Annotated in this window: 21 protein-coding genes; 3 read left to right on the top strand and 18 right to left on the bottom strand. The window is 56.4% G+C overall.

The window, feature by feature from the left end; all coding sequences use genetic code 11:
- The 9 genes from DOU50_RS04715 to fkpA form a co-directional block, all read right to left on the bottom strand.
- On the bottom strand, positions 1 to 293 hold a 293-nt coding region (locus tag DOU50_RS04715), incomplete at its 3' end, for a GTP-binding protein (protein WP_038878821.1).
- Between the two features lie 69 nt (positions 294 to 362).
- Positions 363 to 2,477, bottom strand: coding sequence for an elongation factor G (fusA, locus tag DOU50_RS04710; protein WP_008503004.1), 2,115 nt, complete (start codon positions 2,475 to 2,477; stop codon positions 363 to 365).
- Positions 2,478 to 2,573: 96 nt separating this feature from the next.
- Positions 2,574 to 3,044 (bottom strand): 30S ribosomal protein S7, encoded by a 471-nt coding sequence (gene rpsG / locus DOU50_RS04705; protein ID WP_004106370.1) that lies wholly within the window; start codon positions 3,042 to 3,044, stop codon positions 2,574 to 2,576.
- A 96-nt stretch (positions 3,045 to 3,140) separates the two neighbouring features.
- Positions 3,141 to 3,515: a 30S ribosomal protein S12 gene (gene rpsL / locus DOU50_RS04700; RefSeq protein ID WP_000246815.1), complete on the bottom strand. Its 375-nt coding sequence runs from the start codon at positions 3,513 to 3,515 to the stop codon at positions 3,141 to 3,143.
- Positions 3,516 to 3,639: 124 nt separating this feature from the next.
- Positions 3,640 to 3,927: a sulfurtransferase complex subunit TusB gene (gene tusB / locus DOU50_RS04695; RefSeq protein WP_024907951.1), complete on the bottom strand. Its 288-nt coding sequence runs from the start codon at positions 3,925 to 3,927 to the stop codon at positions 3,640 to 3,642.
- A 7-nt stretch (positions 3,928 to 3,934) separates the two neighbouring features.
- Positions 3,935 to 4,294: a sulfurtransferase complex subunit TusC gene (tusC, locus tag DOU50_RS04690; protein ID WP_148768916.1), complete on the bottom strand. Its 360-nt coding sequence runs from the start codon at positions 4,292 to 4,294 to the stop codon at positions 3,935 to 3,937.
- Positions 4,294 to 4,680: a sulfurtransferase complex subunit TusD gene (tusD, locus tag DOU50_RS04685; protein ID WP_148768915.1), complete on the bottom strand. Its 387-nt coding sequence runs from the start codon at positions 4,678 to 4,680 to the stop codon at positions 4,294 to 4,296. The genes tusC and tusD overlap by 1 nt, the downstream gene beginning before the upstream one ends.
- Positions 4,680 to 5,402: a helix-turn-helix transcriptional regulator gene (locus DOU50_RS04680; protein ID WP_003861697.1), complete on the bottom strand. Its 723-nt coding sequence runs from the start codon at positions 5,400 to 5,402 to the stop codon at positions 4,680 to 4,682. Before DOU50_RS04680 ends, tusD begins: the two co-directional genes overlap by 1 nt.
- A gap of 166 nt (positions 5,403 to 5,568) precedes the next feature.
- Complete coding sequence (gene fkpA, locus DOU50_RS04675; protein ID WP_023309460.1) at positions 5,569 to 6,387, bottom strand: FKBP-type peptidyl-prolyl cis-trans isomerase; 819 nt, start codon at positions 6,385 to 6,387, stop codon at positions 5,569 to 5,571.
- A gap of 238 nt (positions 6,388 to 6,625) precedes the next feature.
- On the opposite strand from fkpA, the gene DOU50_RS04670 reads away from it, so the two are divergent.
- Entirely contained in the window at positions 6,626 to 6,844 is a 219-nt protein-coding gene (locus DOU50_RS04670) for a protein SlyX (protein WP_024907948.1), read from the top strand.
- 51 nt (positions 6,845 to 6,895) lie between these two features.
- Here the strand turns inward: DOU50_RS04670 and slyD are convergent, their stop codons facing one another.
- The 4 genes from slyD to kefG form a co-directional block, all read right to left on the bottom strand.
- Positions 6,896 to 7,486: a peptidylprolyl isomerase gene (slyD, locus tag DOU50_RS04665; protein WP_024907947.1), complete on the bottom strand. Its 591-nt coding sequence runs from the start codon at positions 7,484 to 7,486 to the stop codon at positions 6,896 to 6,898.
- 94 nt (positions 7,487 to 7,580) lie between these two features.
- Positions 7,581 to 7,781 carry a YheV family putative zinc ribbon protein gene (locus DOU50_RS04660; protein ID WP_010436300.1) on the bottom strand — a complete coding sequence of 67 codons (201 nt, stop codon included), beginning with the start codon at positions 7,779 to 7,781 and terminating at the stop codon, positions 7,581 to 7,583.
- A gap of 13 nt (positions 7,782 to 7,794) precedes the next feature.
- A complete protein-coding gene (kefB, locus tag DOU50_RS04655; protein WP_024907946.1) occupies positions 7,795 to 9,600 on the bottom strand; it encodes a glutathione-regulated potassium-efflux system protein KefB in 1,806 nt (601 codons plus the stop codon).
- Positions 9,600 to 10,154 carry a glutathione-regulated potassium-efflux system ancillary protein KefG gene (gene kefG / locus DOU50_RS04650; protein ID WP_021242220.1) on the bottom strand — a complete coding sequence of 185 codons (555 nt, stop codon included), beginning with the start codon at positions 10,152 to 10,154 and terminating at the stop codon, positions 9,600 to 9,602. The genes kefB and kefG overlap by 1 nt, the downstream gene beginning before the upstream one ends.
- A gap of 135 nt (positions 10,155 to 10,289) precedes the next feature.
- Between kefG and DOU50_RS04645 the strand changes: the two genes are divergently transcribed.
- Both DOU50_RS04645 and DOU50_RS04640 read left to right on the top strand, forming a co-directional pair.
- Positions 10,290 to 12,194: an ABC transporter ATP-binding protein gene (locus tag DOU50_RS04645; protein WP_148768914.1), complete on the top strand. Its 1,905-nt coding sequence runs from the start codon at positions 10,290 to 10,292 to the stop codon at positions 12,192 to 12,194.
- 15 nt (positions 12,195 to 12,209) lie between these two features.
- Positions 12,210 to 13,142, top strand: coding sequence for a LysR family transcriptional regulator (locus DOU50_RS04640; RefSeq protein WP_148768913.1), 933 nt, complete (start codon positions 12,210 to 12,212; stop codon positions 13,140 to 13,142).
- 62 nt (positions 13,143 to 13,204) lie between these two features.
- On the opposite strand, the gene mdcH is transcribed toward DOU50_RS04640, so the two are convergent.
- The 5 genes from mdcH to DOU50_RS04615 all read right to left on the bottom strand — a co-directional run.
- Positions 13,205 to 14,101: a malonate decarboxylase subunit epsilon gene (gene mdcH / locus DOU50_RS04635; protein ID WP_148768912.1), complete on the bottom strand. Its 897-nt coding sequence runs from the start codon at positions 14,099 to 14,101 to the stop codon at positions 13,205 to 13,207.
- Entirely contained in the window at positions 14,101 to 14,718 is a 618-nt protein-coding gene (locus DOU50_RS04630; protein ID WP_148768911.1) for a malonate decarboxylase holo-ACP synthase, read from the bottom strand. Before DOU50_RS04630 ends, mdcH begins: the two co-directional genes overlap by 1 nt.
- A 2-nt stretch (positions 14,719 to 14,720) precedes the next feature.
- Entirely contained in the window at positions 14,721 to 15,680 is a 960-nt protein-coding gene (locus DOU50_RS04625) for an AEC family transporter (RefSeq protein ID WP_021242215.1), read from the bottom strand.
- A gap of 127 nt (positions 15,681 to 15,807) precedes the next feature.
- Positions 15,808 to 16,608: a biotin-independent malonate decarboxylase subunit gamma gene (mdcE, locus tag DOU50_RS04620; protein ID WP_148768917.1), complete on the bottom strand. Its 801-nt coding sequence runs from the start codon at positions 16,606 to 16,608 to the stop codon at positions 15,808 to 15,810.
- Positions 16,608 to 17,188: biotin-independent malonate decarboxylase subunit beta (locus tag DOU50_RS04615; protein ID WP_148768910.1), on the bottom strand; the 581-nt coding region annotated here is incomplete at its 5' end. The genes DOU50_RS04615 and mdcE, both read right to left, overlap by 1 nt.

Here is a 17,188-nt window from a genome sequence, read left to right as displayed (position 1 = left end):
TGCGCAGCACCGGTGATCATGTTTTTAACATAGTCGGCGTGGCCTGGGCAGTCTACGTGTGCGTAGTGGCGAGTCGGGGTGTCATATTCAACGTGGGAAGTGTTGATGGTGATACCACGTGCTTTTTCTTCTGGTGCGTTATCGATCTGGTCGAATGCACGAGCAGAACCACCGTAGGTTTTAGCCAGAACGGTAGTGATTGCAGCAGTCAGGGTAGTTTTACCATGGTCAACGTGGCCGATAGTACCAACGTTGACGTGCGGTTTTGTACGTTCAAATTTTTCTTTAGACACGGCTATATTCCTTACTATAGTGCTCTCCCCTGTGGAGAGAGCACGGGACTTAGGTTTTAATCCTGTGGATTACTTACCACGGGCTTCAATAACGGCCTGAGCAACGTTGTTAGGCGCATCATCATACTTCAGGAATTCCATGGTGTATGATGCACGACCTTTGGTCAGAGAACGCAGCTGAGTTGCATATCCGAACATTTCAGACAGCGGAACTTCAGCGTGGATCTTAACGCCAGTTACTTCGGATTCCTGACCACGCAGCATACCGCGACGACGGCTCAAGTCACCGATAACGTCACCGGTGTTCTCTTCAGGAGTTTCTACTTCAACCTTCATGATTGGCTCAAGCAGAACTGGTTTTGCTTTCTTAAAGCCTTCTTTAAAGGCAATAGACGCAGCCAGTTTAAACGCCAGTTCAGAGGAGTCAACGTCGTGGTAAGAACCGAAGTGCAGACGAACACCCATGTCAACAACCGGATAGCCAGCCAGAGGGCCCGCTTTCAGCTGTTCCTGGATGCCTTTATCAACGGCTGGGATGTATTCGCCAGGAATTACACCACCTTTGATGTCGTTGATGAACTCGTAACCTTTCGGGTTAGAGCCCGGCTCCAGTGGGTACATGTCGATCACAACGTGACCGTACTGACCGCGACCACCAGACTGCTTAGCGTGTTTACCTTCAATGTCGGTAACTTTCGCGCGAATCGCTTCGCGGTAAGCAACCTGAGGTTTACCCACGTTCGCTTCAACGTTGAATTCACGCTTCATACGGTCAACGATGATGTCCAGGTGCAGTTCACCCATACCAGCGATGATGGTCTGGTTAGATTCTTCATCAGTCCATACGCGGAATGATGGGTCTTCTTTCGCCAGACGGCCCAGAGCCAGACCCATTTTTTCCTGGTCAGCTTTGGTTTTTGGTTCAACTGCGATGGAGATTACCGGCTCTGGGAATTCCATACGCTCCAGAATGATCGGGTGATCCGGGTCACACAGGGTGTCACCAGTGGTCACGTCTTTCAGACCGATAGCTGCAGCGATGTCGCCCGCACGAACTTCTTTGATCTCTTCACGTTTGTTAGCGTGCATCTGTACGATACGGCCAAAACGCTCACGCGCCGCTTTCACGGAGTTCAGGATGGTGTCACCGGAGTTAACCACACCAGAGTAAACGCGGAAGAAGGTCAGGTTACCCACGAATGGGTCGGTAGCAATTTTGAACGCCAGTGCAGAGAATGGCTCTTCGTCGCTTGCGTGACGCTCAGCCGGGGTATCTTTACCGTCGTCCAGGATGCCGTTGATCGCAGGAACGTCAACCGGGGATGGCAGGTAGTCAACTACCGCATCCAGCATCGCCTGAACACCTTTGTTCTTGAACGCAGAACCACAGGTTACCAGGATAATTTCGTTGTTCAGAACGCGCTGACGCAGAGCTTTTTTGATCTCTTCTTCAGTCAGTTCTTCACCACCCAGGTATTTCTCCATCAGCTCTTCAGAAGCTTCAGCAGCGGATTCGATCAGGTTCTGGTGCCATTCGTCAGCCAGGTCCTGCATTGCAGCCGGGATATCTTCGTATTCGAAGGTAACGCCCTGGTCTGCATCGTTCCAGTTGATGGCTTTCATTTTCACCAGGTCGATAACACCGGTGAAGCCTTCTTCAGCACCAATTGCCAGCTGCAGCGGAACAGGGTTCGCGCCCAGACGGGTTTTGATCTGACCAACAACTTTCAGGAAGTTAGCACCCATACGGTCCATTTTGTTAACGAACGCGATGCGTGGAACTTTATATTTGTTTGCCTGACGCCATACGGTTTCAGACTGTGGCTGAACACCACCAACTGCGCAATAAACCATTACCGCGCCGTCAAGAACACGCATGGAACGTTCTACTTCGATGGTGAAGTCAACGTGCCCTGGGGTGTCGATGATGTTTACGCGATGCGGTTCGTACTGCTTAGCCATACCTGACCAGAATGCAGTAGTCGCTGCGGAGGTGATAGTGATACCACGCTCCTGCTCCTGTTCCATCCAGTCCATGGTGGCTGCGCCGTCATGAACTTCACCGATTTTGTGGTTTACACCGGTGTAGAACAGAATACGTTCGGTAGTAGTGGTTTTACCGGCGTCGATGTGCGCACTGATACCGATGTTACGGTAGCGTGCGATGGGTGTTGTACGAGCCATTTGATTCCTCGTTTATATCTTTAGGCGTTCAGTTAAGTTACCCAGAGCGGGCGGCTTCTCTGAAGCGCCCGCCTGGTGACTAAGACTCCGAAGGGATTACCAACGGTAGTGTGCGAACGCCTTGTTGGCTTCTGCCATACGGTGAACGTCTTCACGTTTCTTAACTGCAGTACCTTTGTTGTCTGCAGCATCAGAAAGTTCGTTCGCCAGACGCAGAGCCATGGATTTATCACCGCGTTTACGAGCAGCTTCAACGATCCAACGCATTGCCAGGGCATTACGACGAACCGGACGAACTTCAACTGGAACCTGATAAGTAGAACCACCAACGCGGCGGGACTTAACTTCTACAGTTGGGCGAACGTTGTCGAGAGCGACTTCGAAAGCTTCCAGTTCATTTTTACCAGAACGCTGAGCCAGGGTCTCAAGCGCGCTGTATACGATTGCTTCTGCAGTAGATTTTTTACCATCTACCATCAGGATATTTACAAATTTTGCCAGCAGTTCTGATCCGAATTTCGGATCTGGAAGAATTTTACGCTGACCAATGACGCGACGACGTGGCATGGGAATACTCCGTTGTTAATTCAGGATTGTCCAAAACTCAAAGAGTTTAGTGTGACATTAAGATAAATCAGTTTGGCCTTACTTAACGGAGAACCATTAAGCCTTAGGACGCTTCACGCCGTACTTGGAGCGAGCCTGCTTACGGTCTTTAACACCTGAGCAGTCCAGCGCACCACGAACGGTGTGGTAACGAACACCCGGAAGGTCTTTAACACGACCGCCACGGATCAGGATCACGGAGTGCTCCTGCAGGTTGTGACCTTCACCACCGATGTAGGAAGTCACTTCGAAACCGTTAGTCAAACGCACACGGCATACTTTACGCAGTGCGGAGTTTGGTTTTTTAGGAGTGGTGGTATATACACGAGTACATACGCCACGTTTCTGCGGGCAGGCTTCCAGCGCAGGCACGTTGCTTTTCGCAACTTTGCGTGCACGTGGTTTGCGTACCAGCTGGTTAACTGTTGCCATTAAATAGCTCCTGGTTTTAGCTTTTGCTTCGTAAACACGTAATAAATCGACCTCATACAATATGAGGACGCGAAATTTTAGGGCTACGTCGAAAAGGTGTCAAGAAATATACAGCGATCTCAGATCACCAGTTCATTTGACTGGCGTGCGTCACAGTAAGATTGACGAAATCAGTATAGCCAACCACGTCAATTTTGGCTGAAATTTGACCAGAAAGACCCCGCGCATCCAGATCGTCTTTCAGCGCAGAGACTGTTATGGGGGCGTTCGTGAGAATTTCAACGAAACGACTGCCTTCCAGTGCAGCAAGCACGCCGTCCTGAATTAGCAGCAGGTCATCACCTTCGCGCAGCATACTCAGTAACGCGTCGATATCACATTGCCACGGTGAATGGCTCAGAGTATGGAGCATGTCAGCCTCAGAAAGTCAGAACGGTGTCGTAGTGGGAAAGGTGTTCGCGCAATGCAGCAGAAGACAGGACGGTCACATCCAGCACGAAAGGCGTCTTATCATCCAAACCGCGAGCGGCCAGCGAATCGGCGCAGACATACAGGGTTTCAATGTCGTACAGCGGCAACACTTTGAAGGTCGCGATGTAATCCCGCGCCAGAATGGCCTGTGGCTGCTGACCCGCCAGAAGCTGAAACACCCCGTCCCCCAAAAAGAAGACGCCGATATCTTCGGTCAGCGCGGACGTCGCAAGTAACGCATCCAGCCCTTCGCGGCCGGAAGCGCTGCCGTGCGGCGCAGACGTAAAAACAAATGCCACGCGCTTCATCAGAATTGCACCACTCTGTCGCAGGTTAATGCCGCCTGTGCCAGTGCACCCAGACCACTCAACGAAAAACCGGGCTGCAGATTAGAACCCGATAAACCAGAACGCGCGGCTTCGGTTGCATCGGCCACCCCGCGGCGCAGTGCCGCCGCCACGCAGATGTGCAGTTCTACGCCCTGCTTTTCGTTTAATGCCTGCCAGGCGCGCACCAGATCGAACTCATCGCTCGCCGGCGACGTAAACTGGTTCGCGTTATACACCCCTTCCCGATAGAAGAAGACGCTCGCCAGCTCATGTCCAGCCGCCAGTAGCGCATGTGCAAACTGCAGCGCGCTGCTGGCCTGCTGAGTCCCGTACGCCGGGCCTGTCACCATTAACGCAAAACGCATTACTTGTCTTGTCCCAGGAAATCGCCGCTTTTGAACTGACGAATATAGAGGTAGACCGTGTGCTTGGAGATGTTCAGACGATCGGCCACCTGGTTGATGGCGTCTTTAATATCAAAAATCCCTTTTTCATAGAGATTGAGCACGATCTGACGATTCTTGGCGTTGTTCGAGACGTTGCGATCGGCATTCACCTCTTCAATCGTAAACTCAAGCGTCTGCGTCACCAGATCTTCAACGGAGGAGGCAAAGTTAACAGAAGAGCCAACGTCCGGCGTTTCTGGCGGAATAAAGGTGCTCATGATTTGCGAGAATGGCACATCAAGGTTCATGTTGATGCACAGCAGCCCAATAACACGATGCTCGCGGTTTCGAATCGCGATGGTTTCAGATTTCATCAGCACGCCGCTTTTGGCGCGGGTGAAATAGCATTTGGAGACGCTGCTGTCCGCGCCGGTCATGTCATGCAGCATACGCAATGCAAGGTCGGTAATTGGCGAACCAATTTTACGGCCAGTATGCTCACCATTCGCAATGCGGATGGCGGAGCACTTCAGATCTTGCAGGGAGTGCAATACGATTTCGCAGTGGGAGCCAATGAGCATCGCTAACCCGTCCACTACCGCTTCATAGGATTTCAGAATATCGAAGTCGGTCTGATCGAAAGGACGTTGATCCAGCAAATCAAGTTCACTGGTTTCGTTGGTTAAAAGCGACCTGGACATGAAAAAAACACTCCTTTTCAGGAGCCTGTCGTTAGGTTTTCAGGGCAGGCTCATTATCTACACGGACAACTAAATTAATACAGCGTGCCTAACGCTTTCCAGTGTTAATTATATCTGCCCCACAATAAAAAACCGCCGCCTTAAAGGCGGCGGTTTTTTTTCAGCATTACTTCTTAGCAGCAGCGGCTTTATCGTCAGCCGGCGCGTCTGCCTTGGCATCCGCTTTCGGTGCCGGTTTGATGTCCAGCAGCTCTACGTCAAAGACCAGCGTAGAGTTGGCAGGGATACCCGGCACGCCGGTTTTGCCATAGGCCAGATCCGGTGGGATAACCATCTTGATCTTGCCGCCTTTCTTGATGTTTTTCAGGCCCTCAGTCCAGCCAGGGATCACACCATCCAGACGGAAGGAGAGCGGCTCACCGCGGGTGTAAGAGTTATCGAACTCTTTACCGTCGATCAGCGTACCTTTGTAGTTCACAACAACGGTGTCGCTGTCTTTAGGCGCATCGCCGGTGCCTTCTTTCTCAACTTTGTACACCAGGCCAGTCGAAGAGGTTTTCACACCCTTCTCTTTAGCAAAGGTGTCGCGGTAGGCTTTGCCTTTCGCTTCGTTGTCTTTAGCGTCCGCGTCCATCTTAGTCTGCGCGGCACCCTTCACGCGCGCTTCAAACGCCTGCAGAGTCTGTTCAATTTCCTGGTCAGACAGTTTGCTCTTATCTGCAAATGCGTCCTGAACGCCCGCGATCAGCTGAGCTTTATCCAGTTTGATGCCCAGTTTCTCTTGTTCTTTCAGAGAGTTTTCCATGTAACGGCCCAGAGATGCGCCCAGTGCATAGGCGGATTTCTGGTCGTCATTTTTGAACGCCGCTTTGCTGTCTGCAGTGGCAGCAGGCTTCGCAGCAGTATCAGCAGCGAATGACAGCGGCGCGTTCAGCGCAACAGCCATCGTCGTCGCCAGCAGCGTTACTTTAAACAGTGATTTCATCCATATCTCCAGGGCCTGGGGACTCTCACCCCAGCGTTAAACGTAAATGAGTTACGTACTATAAAACGTTGCGGAAGAAATCTACAGACAGACACTTCCAATTCTCGCCACTTTTCAGACTATTTTTGTTTAAATAAGTTTCCTGCCAAGGGGATGCGGACTGTACTTAAGGATAAACTCAGTTAAACTGCGCCGCCGCAGGACCAATATGGCGAATCTGAAATAAACGAGGTGAATGATGAAGGATACAGCATTAGAAGCGAGAATGGCTGAGCTGGAAAGCCGCCTGGCTTTTCAGGACATCACCATCGAAGAGCTAAACCAGACCGTGACCGCACATGAACTCGAAATGGCAAAACTGCGGGATCATATGCGCCTGCTGACGGAAAAGCTGAAGGCCACGCAGCCGTCAAACATTGCCTCTCAGTCAGAAGAGACGCCACCTCCTCATTATTGAGGCGTAAAAAAAGCGGGATTATCCCGCTTTTTTATTTTCCGCATGACGGAATTAGTGGCAACCGCAGCCGCCGTTACCGCAACCACCTTTACCGTGATCATGGTCGTGACCATGGTCGTGGCCGTGACCACCGCAGCAACCGTCGTGGCCGTGATCGTGGTCATGGTCGTGACCGTGCGCACCGTGAACGTGGCCATGAGCCAGCTCTTCTTCGGTCGCTTCACGGATCGCAACAACTTCTACGTTGAACTTCAGGTTCTGGCCAGCCAGCATGTGGTTACCGTCAACCACGACGTGGTCATCTTCCACTTCGGTGATTTCAACAGGAACCGGGCCCTGGTCAGTTTCAGCCAGGAAGCGCATGCCAACCTGCAGTTCGTCAACGCCCATGAACACGTCTTTAGGAACGCGCTGAACCAGGTTGTCATCATACTGACCGTAAGCGTCGTTCGCGCCTACAGCAACGTCAAATTTGTCGCCAACTTCATGACCTTCCAGCGCGTTTTCCAGGCCGGAAATCAGGGAACCGTGACCATGCAGGTAGTCAAGCGGCGCACTCACCGGAGACTCATCAACCAACACACCGTCTTCTGTACGTACCTGATAGGCCAGGCTGACCACCAGGTCTTTTGCTACTTTCATGATATCTCCTGAGCGTGGGAAAATTGCTGGCGCAGATTGTAGCGGAAATCTGCACCTGTGTACCCTTTAGCTTAAAAAAACTCAGGGCATATCGCTAGTCCGGATGAAAAATCCCGATAACTTGCTCTTCTTTGCGAACGTGATCGCGGGCCTCTTTGTCGGCCTCACGCATCTGGTGACCGCACTTAACACACTCAACAACATCAATATTATTTTCCCGCCACATCGCCAGGGTATCTTGCGCCTGGCAGGTCGGGCATTTTGCACCCGCGATAAAGCGTTTACGTACAGCCATCTTTCGTTACCCTTTATTCAAACTCATCCCAGCCATCGAGCTGGCGTCGTTCCTGCTGCATCTCGCGCTGGAAGATCTCCTCCAGCTCGCGACGCGCTTCCCGCACGCGGGAGATCTGCGCCGTATCGGTATGGACCGGCATCAGCTCGCGCAGCATCCGCATATCCAGCCGGCGGAAGTGCATCTGGGCGCGCTGCGCCTGATGCGGATGCATGCCGAGCGAGATCAGCGCCTTACGGCCCAGCTCCAGCGCGCTGGAGAACGTCTCACGGGAGAAGTGTTTCACACCCGCCTGCAATAATTCGTGAGCTTCAACACGTCCCCGCGCACGCGCCAGAATATGCAGATGCGGGAAATGCTGCTGGCACAGCTCCACCAGCTTCATCGTATCTTCCGGATCGTTACAGGTAATCACGATGGACTCTGCCGCTTCCGCCCCCGCCGAGCGCAGCAGCTCAAGCTGGGTCGCGTCGCCGTAGTAAACCTTATAGCCATATTTACGCATCAGGTTAACCGCGCTGATATCGCGCTCCAGCACCGTAATGCGCATTTTGTTCGCCATCAGCAAACGCCCGATAACCTGTCCAAAACGACCAAAGCCCACCACAATCACCTGCGGCTTGTCGTCTTCCACCCACGGTGCTTCGTCTTCATCGTCAGTGGGATTCAGGCGGCGCGACAGCAGTTTATCCACCAGCTTCATCAGCAGCGGCGTGGTCATCATCGACAGCGTGACCGTTACCAGCAAAAGCGCCATCTGATCGTCTTTAAACAACTTCTGGGAGGAGGCGGTAGAGAACAGCACAAACGCGAACTCGCCCCCCTGGCTTAACACGCTGGCAAACTGCATGCGTTCCGAACTGCGCAAGCCATAAATGCGCGCCATGACGTACAGCACCAGCGTTTTCACCGCCACCAGGATGGCGACGCTCACCACAACCCACAGCAGATGGGTATAGAGCACGCCAAGGTTGAGCGCCATCCCCACCGAAATAAAGAACAGGCCTAACAGCAGCCCTTTGAAGGGATCGATGGCAATTTCCAGCTCGTGCCGATACTCGCTCTCCGCCAGCAGCACCCCGGCGATAAAGGTCCCGAGCGCCATCGACAGCCCCAGCGCGTCCATAAACAACGCCGACCCCAGCACCAGCAGCAGCGTCGCGGCGGTAAATACCTCGCGAACGCCCGACGCGGCAATAAAGCGGAATACGGGACGTAACAGGAAACGACCGCCAATCAGCATGCCCGCGAAGGCCAGCACCTTCATGGCGATTTTCGCCCAGTCGAAGTGATCGTCTCCGGACCCCGCCAGCAGCGGCACCAGCGCCAGAGCCGGGATGACTGCCAAATCCTGGAACAGCAGCACCGAAAAGCCGAGCTGGCCGGCTTCGTTGCGATTCATCCCTTTATCGCGCATCAGCTGCAGCGCCATCGCCGTCGACGACATCGCAAGGCCTATCCCGCCAATCACCGCCGCCTGCCATGAAAAGTTGGTCAGCATTAACAGGCCACCCAGGATCGCGGCGCTGAACATCACCTGCGCGGCGCCCACGCCAAAGATAGAGCGTCGGAGTTGCCACAATTTCGAAGGATTCAGTTCCAGCCCGATGATGAACATCAGGAACACCACGCCCAGTTCGGAGAAATGGAGAATCTCATCTACATCGCTGATAAATCCCAGTCCCCAAGGGCCAATCGCGATCCCCGCCAGCAGATACCCCAACACCGCACCGATACCAATGCGTGCCGCAAGCGGCACCGCGACGACGGCCGCAAATAAAAACAGCACCCCGGCGAGGAGCAAATTCGATCCTTCCATTAACGACCTCCTGCCGGAATCGGTGACGCCAGCCATTCACCATAGGCTCTGGCGTGGCTGGCCAGTTCTTTCGGATCCTGACGTCGGGCCCAGTAGACAATAATCGGGCTCATCCAGTGCATACGGCACATCGCCGCCGTCAGCTCGAAAGGCCGCAGAATATCGCTCATCGGATAGCGGTTCAGCCCGTCGTGGCGGTAAGCACTTTCCGGCTCTCCGGTGGTGATCACACTACGCCAGTACTTTCCCGCCAGCTGGTTGCCCCCCACCCCGCTGGAGAAGCCCCGGCTCAGCACGCGGTCCAGCCACTCTTTGAGCAGCGCCGGACAGCTGTAGGTGTAAAGCGGATGCTGGAACACAATGACGTCATGCTGACGCAGCAGTTCCTGCTCGTAAGGGATATCAATAAAGAAATCAGGATAGTGCGCGTAGAGATCGTGCACCGTCACGTTGCTGAGCTGTGTGGCCGGCTTAAGCAGCACCCGGTTTGCCACCGAGTCCTGAGATTCCGGATGGGCATACAGCAGCAGCACTTTTGCTGTCTGAGACATCATTCCCCTCCCGGTCTTGTTTCTGTTTTTGTGTATCGTCGTTGTTTTGGGCTACCATGGCGGCCCGGTGCGGAAAATGGCCCACACCTTACATTATCATAATGACAAATTAACATAGTCGGAACATACGGCGCTTCTATGATTGTTTTCTCCTCGTTACAAATTCGTCGCGGCGTGCGCGTCCTGCTGGATAACGCCACTGCTACCATCAACCCGGGCCAAAAAGTGGGCCTGGTCGGCAAAAACGGCTGTGGTAAATCCACCCTGCTGGCACTGCTGAAAAACGAGATTAGCGCGGATGGCGGTAACTTTACCTTCCCGGGGAACTGGCAGCTCGCTTGGGTAAACCAGGAGACGCCGGCGCTGAGCGAACCGGCACTCGACTATGTTATCGACGGCGACCGGGAATACCGTAAGCTCGAGGCGGAACTTAACGCCGCTAACGAGCGCAACGACGGCCACGCCATTGCCACCGTTCACGGCAAGCTGGACGCCATTGACGCGTGGACCATTCGCTCCCGCGCCTCCAGCCTGCTGCACGGCCTGGGCTTCAGCAATGAACAGCTGGAACGCCCGGTCAGCGACTTCTCCGGCGGCTGGCGTATGCGACTCAACCTGGCGCAGGCGCTGATCTGCCGCTCTGACCTGCTGCTGCTCGATGAACCGACCAACCACCTCGATCTCGATGCGGTTATTTGGCTGGAGAAGTGGCTCAAGAGCTATCAGGGCACTCTGATTCTGATCTCCCACGACCGCGACTTCCTCGACCCGGTGGTGGATAAAATCATTCACATCGAACAGCAAACGATGTTCGAGTACACCGGCAACTACAGCTCCTTCGAGCGTCAGCGCGCGACGCGCCTTGCCCAGCAGCAGTCCATGTACGAAAGCCAGCAGCAGCGCGTGGCGCACCTGCAGAGCTTCGTGGATCGCTTTAAGGCCAAAGCCTCAAAAGCCAAGCAGGCCCAGAGCCGCATCAAGATGCTGGAACGCATGGAGATGATTGCCCCGGCGCACGTGGATAACCCGTTCCACTTCAGCTTCCGCGAGCCGGAAAGTCTGCCGAACCCGCTGCTGAAGATGGAGAAGGTCAGCGCGGGCTATGCCGACCGCATTATTCTCGATTCTATCAAGCTCAACCTGGTGCCGGGTTCGCGCATTGGCCTGCTGGGGCGTAACGGTGCCGGTAAATCGACGCTGATCAAGCTGCTGGCGGGCGAGCTTAGCCCGGTCAGCGGTGAAATCGGCCTGGCGAAGGGCATCAAGCTTGGCTACTTCGCCCAGCATCAGCTGGAATTTTTACGCGCGGATGAATCGCCGATTCAGCACCTCGCGCGTCTGGCACCGCAGGAGATGGAGCAGAAGCTGCGCGACTATCTCGGCGGCTTCGGCTTCCAGGGCGATAAGGTGACGGAAAACACCGAGCGCTTCTCCGGCGGCGAAAAGGCCCGTCTGGTGCTGGCGCTGATCGTCTGGCAGCGACCGAACCTGCTGCTGCTCGATGAACCGACCAACCACCTGGATCTCGATATGCGTCAGGCGCTGACCGAAGCGCTGATTGAGTTCGAAGGCGCGCTGGTGGTGGTTTCGCACGACCGTCACCTGATCCGCTCCACCACGGACGATCTCTATTTAGTGCACGATGGCAAAGTCGAATCGTTCGACGGCGATCTGGAAGACTACCAGCAGTGGCTGACGGACGTGCAGAAGCAGGAAAACCAGCCGGAAGAGTCCGCGAAAGATAACGCCAACAGCGCGCAGGCGCGTAAAGACCAGAAGCGCCGTGAAGCGGAGCTGCGCACTCAGACGCAGCCGCTGCGTAAAGAGATTACCCGTCTCGAAAAAGAGATGGAAAAACTCAACGCCACGCTTGCCGCTGTTGAAGAGAAGCTCGGCGACAGCGGGCTGTATGACCAGAGCCGCAAGGCTGAGCTGACGGACTGCCTGCAAACCCAGGCGAAAACCAAATCCAGCCTCGAAGAGTGCGAGATGGCGTGGCTCGACGCGCAGGAACAGCTGGAAGCGATGCTGCAGGCTGAATAACACGCCGGGAGGGCTATGAGTTTCGATATCACGAGCGAGATTACGTTCCGCAAGCTCAGCATCTTCATGACGTTTATGGAGAAAGGGAATATTGCGCGTACCGCCGAAACTCTGGGCCTGAGCGGCGTCAGCGTGCACCGTGCGCTGCACACCCTGGAAGAGAACGTACGCTGCCCGCTCTTCACCCATAAGGGGCGCAACCTGATTGCCCTGCCTTCCGCCTGGACGCTGCTGGAGTATTGCCAGGAGGTGATGCAGGTGATGGAGCGCGGGCTGGAAGAGTCGCGCAAAATTGCCGGGATCGGTCAGGGGCGGCTGCGAGTCGGGACGCTCTACTCGCTCACCCTGGAAACCGTGCCGCGCCTGATCATGGGCATGAAGCTGCGCCGTCCGGATCTGGAGATGGATCTGACGATGGGCTCCAACGACACCCTGCTGCACATGCTGGATGAAGGCTCGCTGGACGCGATTCTTATCTCCATCTCCGAAAGCGACATTGACCGTAACAGCCTCGAAGTGCTGCCCCTGTTCCACGACGACATTTTCCTTGCCGCACCGGCTTCCGCCACGCTGAATACTCGCGGACCCGCGGATCTGCGTGATTACAAAGACCAGAAATTTGTCGCTCTGGCAGAAGGGTTCGCCACGTATGCAGGGTTTCAGGAAGCCTTTCATATCGCCGGGTTCGAGCCGGAAATCGTCACGCGCGTAAATGACATCTTCTCGATGCTGAGCCTGGTGCAGGCAGGCGTTGGTTTTACGCTGATGCCGGGCAGGATGAAGAAAGTGTATGAGAATTCCGTGCAGCTGTTGAAGCTGGCGGAGCCGTACCAGATGCAGCAGCTGATCGCGATCGTCTTTGCCCGCAACCGCGAGCAGGACCCGAGCCTGCGGGCATTAGCCGCCGAAGGGCGGATGTATGCGCGCAGCCTGCAGGAAAGTACGTGATACAAAACAAGGCAACCGAACCTGTAGGCCCGGTAAGGCGTAGCCGCCACCGGACTAAAAACTCACCCGCGAAGCCGACGCGCCAGATGCACCGCCACGTCCACCCCGCTGCGCTCCAGTGAAATCGTCTCTCCTTCCCACGGCGCCTGACGCGTCAGGCAGGTCAGTACGCCGCCAGGCGGCATTTCAATCGCCAGCCGGGCTTCGCGTTCATTCGCTGAAATCATCGCCTCCTGCCAGCGCACCGTACGCGCCATGTTCATCGCCAGATCGTCGGCGATCTTTTCCGGCTGCCACAGCACGCGCCCGGTGCTGCCGCTCAGGTAGGCGCAGCGTGGGCGTGAAAGCGTGACCGATTCAAACGCCGTTGCCAGCTTTTGCGCGGGTGCTGTCAGCAGTTCGCAGTGGGACGGCACGCTGACCGCCAGCCGTTTGGCCTTGCTCGCCCCTTTCGCCAGCGCGCGTGCCGCCGCCTGCGCCATTCCTTGTTCGGCTCCGGCAATCACGATCTGCGTTTCGGCATTCAGGTTGGCAATGTAGGTCCCGGTGCCCTGGATAAGGTCTTCCACCTGCGGCAGGGTTAAGCCCATGATGGCCGTCAGGCCGTAGCCGTGCGGATACGCCTGCTCCATCAGATCGCCACGCAGCGCCACCAGCTTTAGCGCGTCCGTAAAGTCCAGTGCGCCTGCGACAACCGCTGCAGGATAAGCGCCGATGGACAGCCCGCTGACGATATCCGGCGTCACGCCGCGACGCTCCAGCTCGCGCCCCCAGGCCACGCCTGAAATCAGCAGACACAGCTGAACCGCGCGGGTGTGAGCGAGTGAGGCAGCACTATCCAGCGTATCGACTTCGCTGCCCAGTACCGCACGCGCCTGAGCCAGTTCCGTTCCCGGCAAATTTTGCAGCATACCTTCGTGCTGCGTGCCCTGCCCCGGAAAGGTAAACACTATTTTCATCACTCCTCCCTGCGCCACGGATCCGCCACCAGGCGCGGTCCTCGGCGGGTTTTCAGCAGCGTTTTGCCGTCGCGCAGCCACTCTGCCAGCGCAAAGCCCCCTTCGGGCGTATCGACCTGCGTATCCGCACGGCACAGTGCGCGGCTCAACTGCGACTGCCATGCGGTAAAAGCATCGGGGGAAATGGGCCGCGGCGCGCGGATCAGCAGATCAAGATCGCTGTCGGCATGAATAACCGGAATACCGGTCGCCAGCGCGTAGCCGGTGCTGCCGGTAATGCCCCACGTCCACGGCCACGCCTGCTGAGAAAGCTGAAGCGCCACCTGAACGGGTGGCTGGGTAACAAACGGCGAGCGCAGCAGATCGGCCGCAACGCTCAGGTCTTCCGGTGAAACCACGCGTAACACGTTTTCGGGCTTCACCCATCCGGCCGCCCGCTGGTCGCGGCGCAGTCCGCGCACGCCAACGGGGATCCGGCCTTCACTGTCAACATCACGCCGCACCACCACCGGCAGGCCGGTATGCCAGGCCGCCTCCACCCAGGATTCGGTGATGCCTTCCAGCGCATCGCGGGCGGTAAGCCAGATGAGGTCGTGCGGGCGTAATGTTGTGGTCATGATTACATTCCTGAAGTCAGCGAGATAAACAACGGCAGCGACAGGATACACAGTACGGAGCTTAACAGCAGCACGGCTTCTGCATCCGGCGACTGCACGCCAAAGCGGTTACCAAACACGACGCCGAAGAAGCCCGCAGACAGCGCAATCATCAGGATAGCGGTGATCGCCACGGAGCCGTGCAGACCAAAGATCAAGACGATACCCCAGGCGATGGCTGGCTGAATAAGCAGCTTAGCGATCGTGGAGGTGATGACCATGGTATTAATCTGCAGCTTACGGGCAGAGAGGATCACCCCGGTCAGGAACAGCGCCGCAGCGGTCGCGGACAGTCCCAGCGGTTTGATCGCCGCCAGCACCAGCTCCGGCATTTTGATGCCGATGGCAGACAAAATCACGCCCAGCAGCGGGCCCATCACGATCGGTTTTTTAATGGAGCGCCACATCAGTACCGGCAGCATCGAGAGCGTTGAGCCGGAGCTATTGCCTTCAGCGCGCGCTTTTTCACGCTCCAGAATGAGCAGGCAGAACGGGGTCATCAGCACCGAACCGCAGGCGATGGAGACCGCGACGGAGAGCGACGTAGAGGAGCCTTCGCCCAGCACGCTGCCCAGAATCGGCAGACCCAGCGCTGCATAGTTGGGCAGCGCGACGGTGAGCGTCAGCACGGCCGCATCCTGTGGCGATTTCTTAAAGACGCCGGTGGCAAGGAAGTAGATGACCGCATAGGTGATCCACATCGCCAGCGTCAGCACCAGGATCAGCGGCGACTGGGCAACGATGCCGGTCCACGGGGTTTGCACGGTGGCGCTGAACAGCGCGGCAGGCAGTGCAAAATCCATTACGAAGATATTGAGCAGGGATACATTTTTGTTATCGACCATCTTTGCCTTACCGGCCCAGAATCCCAGCAGCATGATGACGAAAATCGGTGCAAGAGCATGAACAATTACGTAAGTCATAAATCACCTGTAGTAAAAAAAGTTTTAGCACTGGTGCGATGTTTATTATTTTTCAGGATGCAGGCTCCCGCGCGGGCGCAGCGGGCGCGCCCACGGGGTTTGCATCTCTGGCAGGTCTTTTTTTTACTTACCAGCTGGCTCGCATACGTTCGCGTACGAGCGCCGAGCTGCGGCGGTTGTCAGCACCCAGACGGTTTTTCAGGGTGGTGTCCTGACGAGCGTCACTGATGGCCTGTTGCAGGGTGGTTTTCACCAGCGTTAGATCGTTATCGGAGGGGGCATCCGGGTTGCTGATATCCAGCAGGTTAGAGAGCAGCCCCAGCGTGGCGTAGTTGCCGATGTCGTACGCCATGGGCGGAATGGTCGCCGCCAGTTTTTCCAGCGCCTCGACGGTTCGCAGCGTGATGCGCGCCGCGGACTCTTTGCCCATCGCATGGATCAGCACGCCCTTGTCATTAAAGGCGATCAGACGGTTGGCCTGGTAGCCGTGCGCCAGGAACGCGCCGGACATTGCCTTGCCGACGATCAGCCCAATCACCGGGTGACCGGCCAGGCGCGCGTTAGCATAGGCTGCCGCCGCACCGGCCAGCGCCTGATGAATACCAAACGCCTCTTCGCGACGGCCATAGGCCTGGCTTGGGACGTCGATCACCGCCACAATCGGGCGTTTGACGGCTTTATCGGCATCCGCCGCGACGGTTTCGCTGACCACCTTCGCCAGCGTCCAGCCTTCCAGCAGACCGACTTCGCCCTGCGCCGCGCGCGGGAAGTGGTTGTGGGCATCCGGCACCACGGCCACAAAGCGCACCGCCTCACCGTTCAGCTCGCCGTCTGCCGCCTGCACGGACGGGCAGAGCCCTTCGATACGTTTGGCATTCGGGGCGAGGGTTTCCAGCCAGAGCTCGCCACGGCTTTTTGAATTACTCATCATTTCACCTCCCGGGCAAAAAGCGCGTTAATCTGTTCGGCATCGGCCTGCTTGCGGGTGTCGAAATTCGTCAGACGGTTCAGGTAATCGTCGTAGTTATCGGTGCGGTGTTTCGCCGGTACGCCTTTCGCAATCGCGTCGTTCATCGCCGCTTTCACCGCGTTTACGCCGTCGCCCACCAGCGCGTCCACCAGCCCGCTTTGATAGCGCACTTCGCCGCCGGTCATGCTCCAGATAAACGGACGGTCGCGGGAGTCGTACTCCTCAATGCCTGCCTCCTGCTCGATAACCTGCGGGCCGTTGAGGCCAAGACGCGCTTCGCGGGTCACAATCAGGTAGCTGCACAGCGCTGCCGCGATGGACATCCCGCCGAAGCAGCCCACGGTCCCGGCCACAATTCCCACCACCGGGGTGTAGCGGCGCAGGTCAACAATCGCGGCGTGGATATCGGCAATCGCCGCCAGGCCGAGATTCGCTTCCTGCAGGCGCACGCCGCCGGTTTCGAGGCACAGCACCGCCTGAGTCGGAATGCCGTTGCGGTTATCTTCCGCCGCCAGCTCCAGCGCCGCCGCCATTTTTG

Origin of the sequence: Enterobacter sp. C6 (genome assembly GCF_008122455.1) — a bacterium.
Classification (GTDB): Bacteria; Pseudomonadota; Gammaproteobacteria; order Enterobacterales; family Enterobacteriaceae; genus Enterobacter; species Enterobacter pseudoroggenkampii.
Note: the sequence above shows the minus strand (reverse complement) of the source record. Positions and strands in the feature narration are given on the sequence as shown.

Excerpts from the sequence above, each read along its gene's own strand:
- fusA (WP_008503004.1), bottom strand. The coding sequence starts at position 2,477 with ATGGCTCGTACAACACCCATCGCACGCTACCGTAACATCGGTATCAGT.
- rpsG (WP_004106370.1), bottom strand. The coding sequence starts at position 3,044 with ATGCCACGTCGTCGCGTCATTGGTCAGCGTAAAATTCTTCCAGATCCG.
- rpsL (WP_000246815.1), bottom strand. The coding sequence starts at position 3,515 with ATGGCAACAGTTAACCAGCTGGTACGCAAACCACGTGCACGCAAAGTT.
- tusB (WP_024907951.1), bottom strand. The coding sequence starts at position 3,927 with ATGCTCCATACTCTGAGCCATTCACCGTGGCAATGTGATATCGACGCG.
- tusC (WP_148768916.1), bottom strand. The coding sequence starts at position 4,294 with ATGAAGCGCGTGGCATTTGTTTTTACGTCTGCGCCGCACGGCAGCGCT.
- tusD (WP_148768915.1), bottom strand. The coding sequence starts at position 4,680 with ATGCGTTTTGCGTTAATGGTGACAGGCCCGGCGTACGGGACTCAGCAG.
- DOU50_RS04680 (WP_003861697.1), bottom strand. The coding sequence starts at position 5,402 with ATGTCCAGGTCGCTTTTAACCAACGAAACCAGTGAACTTGATTTGCTG.
- fkpA (WP_023309460.1), bottom strand. The coding sequence starts at position 6,387 with ATGAAATCACTGTTTAAAGTAACGCTGCTGGCGACGACGATGGCTGTT.
- DOU50_RS04670 (WP_024907948.1), top strand. The coding sequence starts at position 6,626 with ATGAAGGATACAGCATTAGAAGCGAGAATGGCTGAGCTGGAAAGCCGC.
- slyD (WP_024907947.1), bottom strand. The coding sequence starts at position 7,486 with ATGAAAGTAGCAAAAGACCTGGTGGTCAGCCTGGCCTATCAGGTACGT.
- DOU50_RS04660 (WP_010436300.1), bottom strand. The coding sequence starts at position 7,781 with ATGGCTGTACGTAAACGCTTTATCGCGGGTGCAAAATGCCCGACCTGC.
- kefB (WP_024907946.1), bottom strand. The coding sequence starts at position 9,600 with ATGGAAGGATCGAATTTGCTCCTCGCCGGGGTGCTGTTTTTATTTGCG.
- kefG (WP_021242220.1), bottom strand. The coding sequence starts at position 10,154 with ATGATGTCTCAGACAGCAAAAGTGCTGCTGCTGTATGCCCATCCGGAA.
- DOU50_RS04645 (WP_148768914.1), top strand. The coding sequence starts at position 10,290 with ATGATTGTTTTCTCCTCGTTACAAATTCGTCGCGGCGTGCGCGTCCTG.
- DOU50_RS04640 (WP_148768913.1), top strand. The coding sequence starts at position 12,210 with ATGAGTTTCGATATCACGAGCGAGATTACGTTCCGCAAGCTCAGCATC.
- mdcH (WP_148768912.1), bottom strand. The coding sequence starts at position 14,101 with ATGAAAATAGTGTTTACCTTTCCGGGGCAGGGCACGCAGCACGAAGGT.
- DOU50_RS04630 (WP_148768911.1), bottom strand. The coding sequence starts at position 14,718 with ATGACCACAACATTACGCCCGCACGACCTCATCTGGCTTACCGCCCGC.
- DOU50_RS04625 (WP_021242215.1), bottom strand. The coding sequence starts at position 15,680 with ATGACTTACGTAATTGTTCATGCTCTTGCACCGATTTTCGTCATCATG.
- mdcE (WP_148768917.1), bottom strand. The coding sequence starts at position 16,608 with ATGAGTAATTCAAAAAGCCGTGGCGAGCTCTGGCTGGAAACCCTCGCC.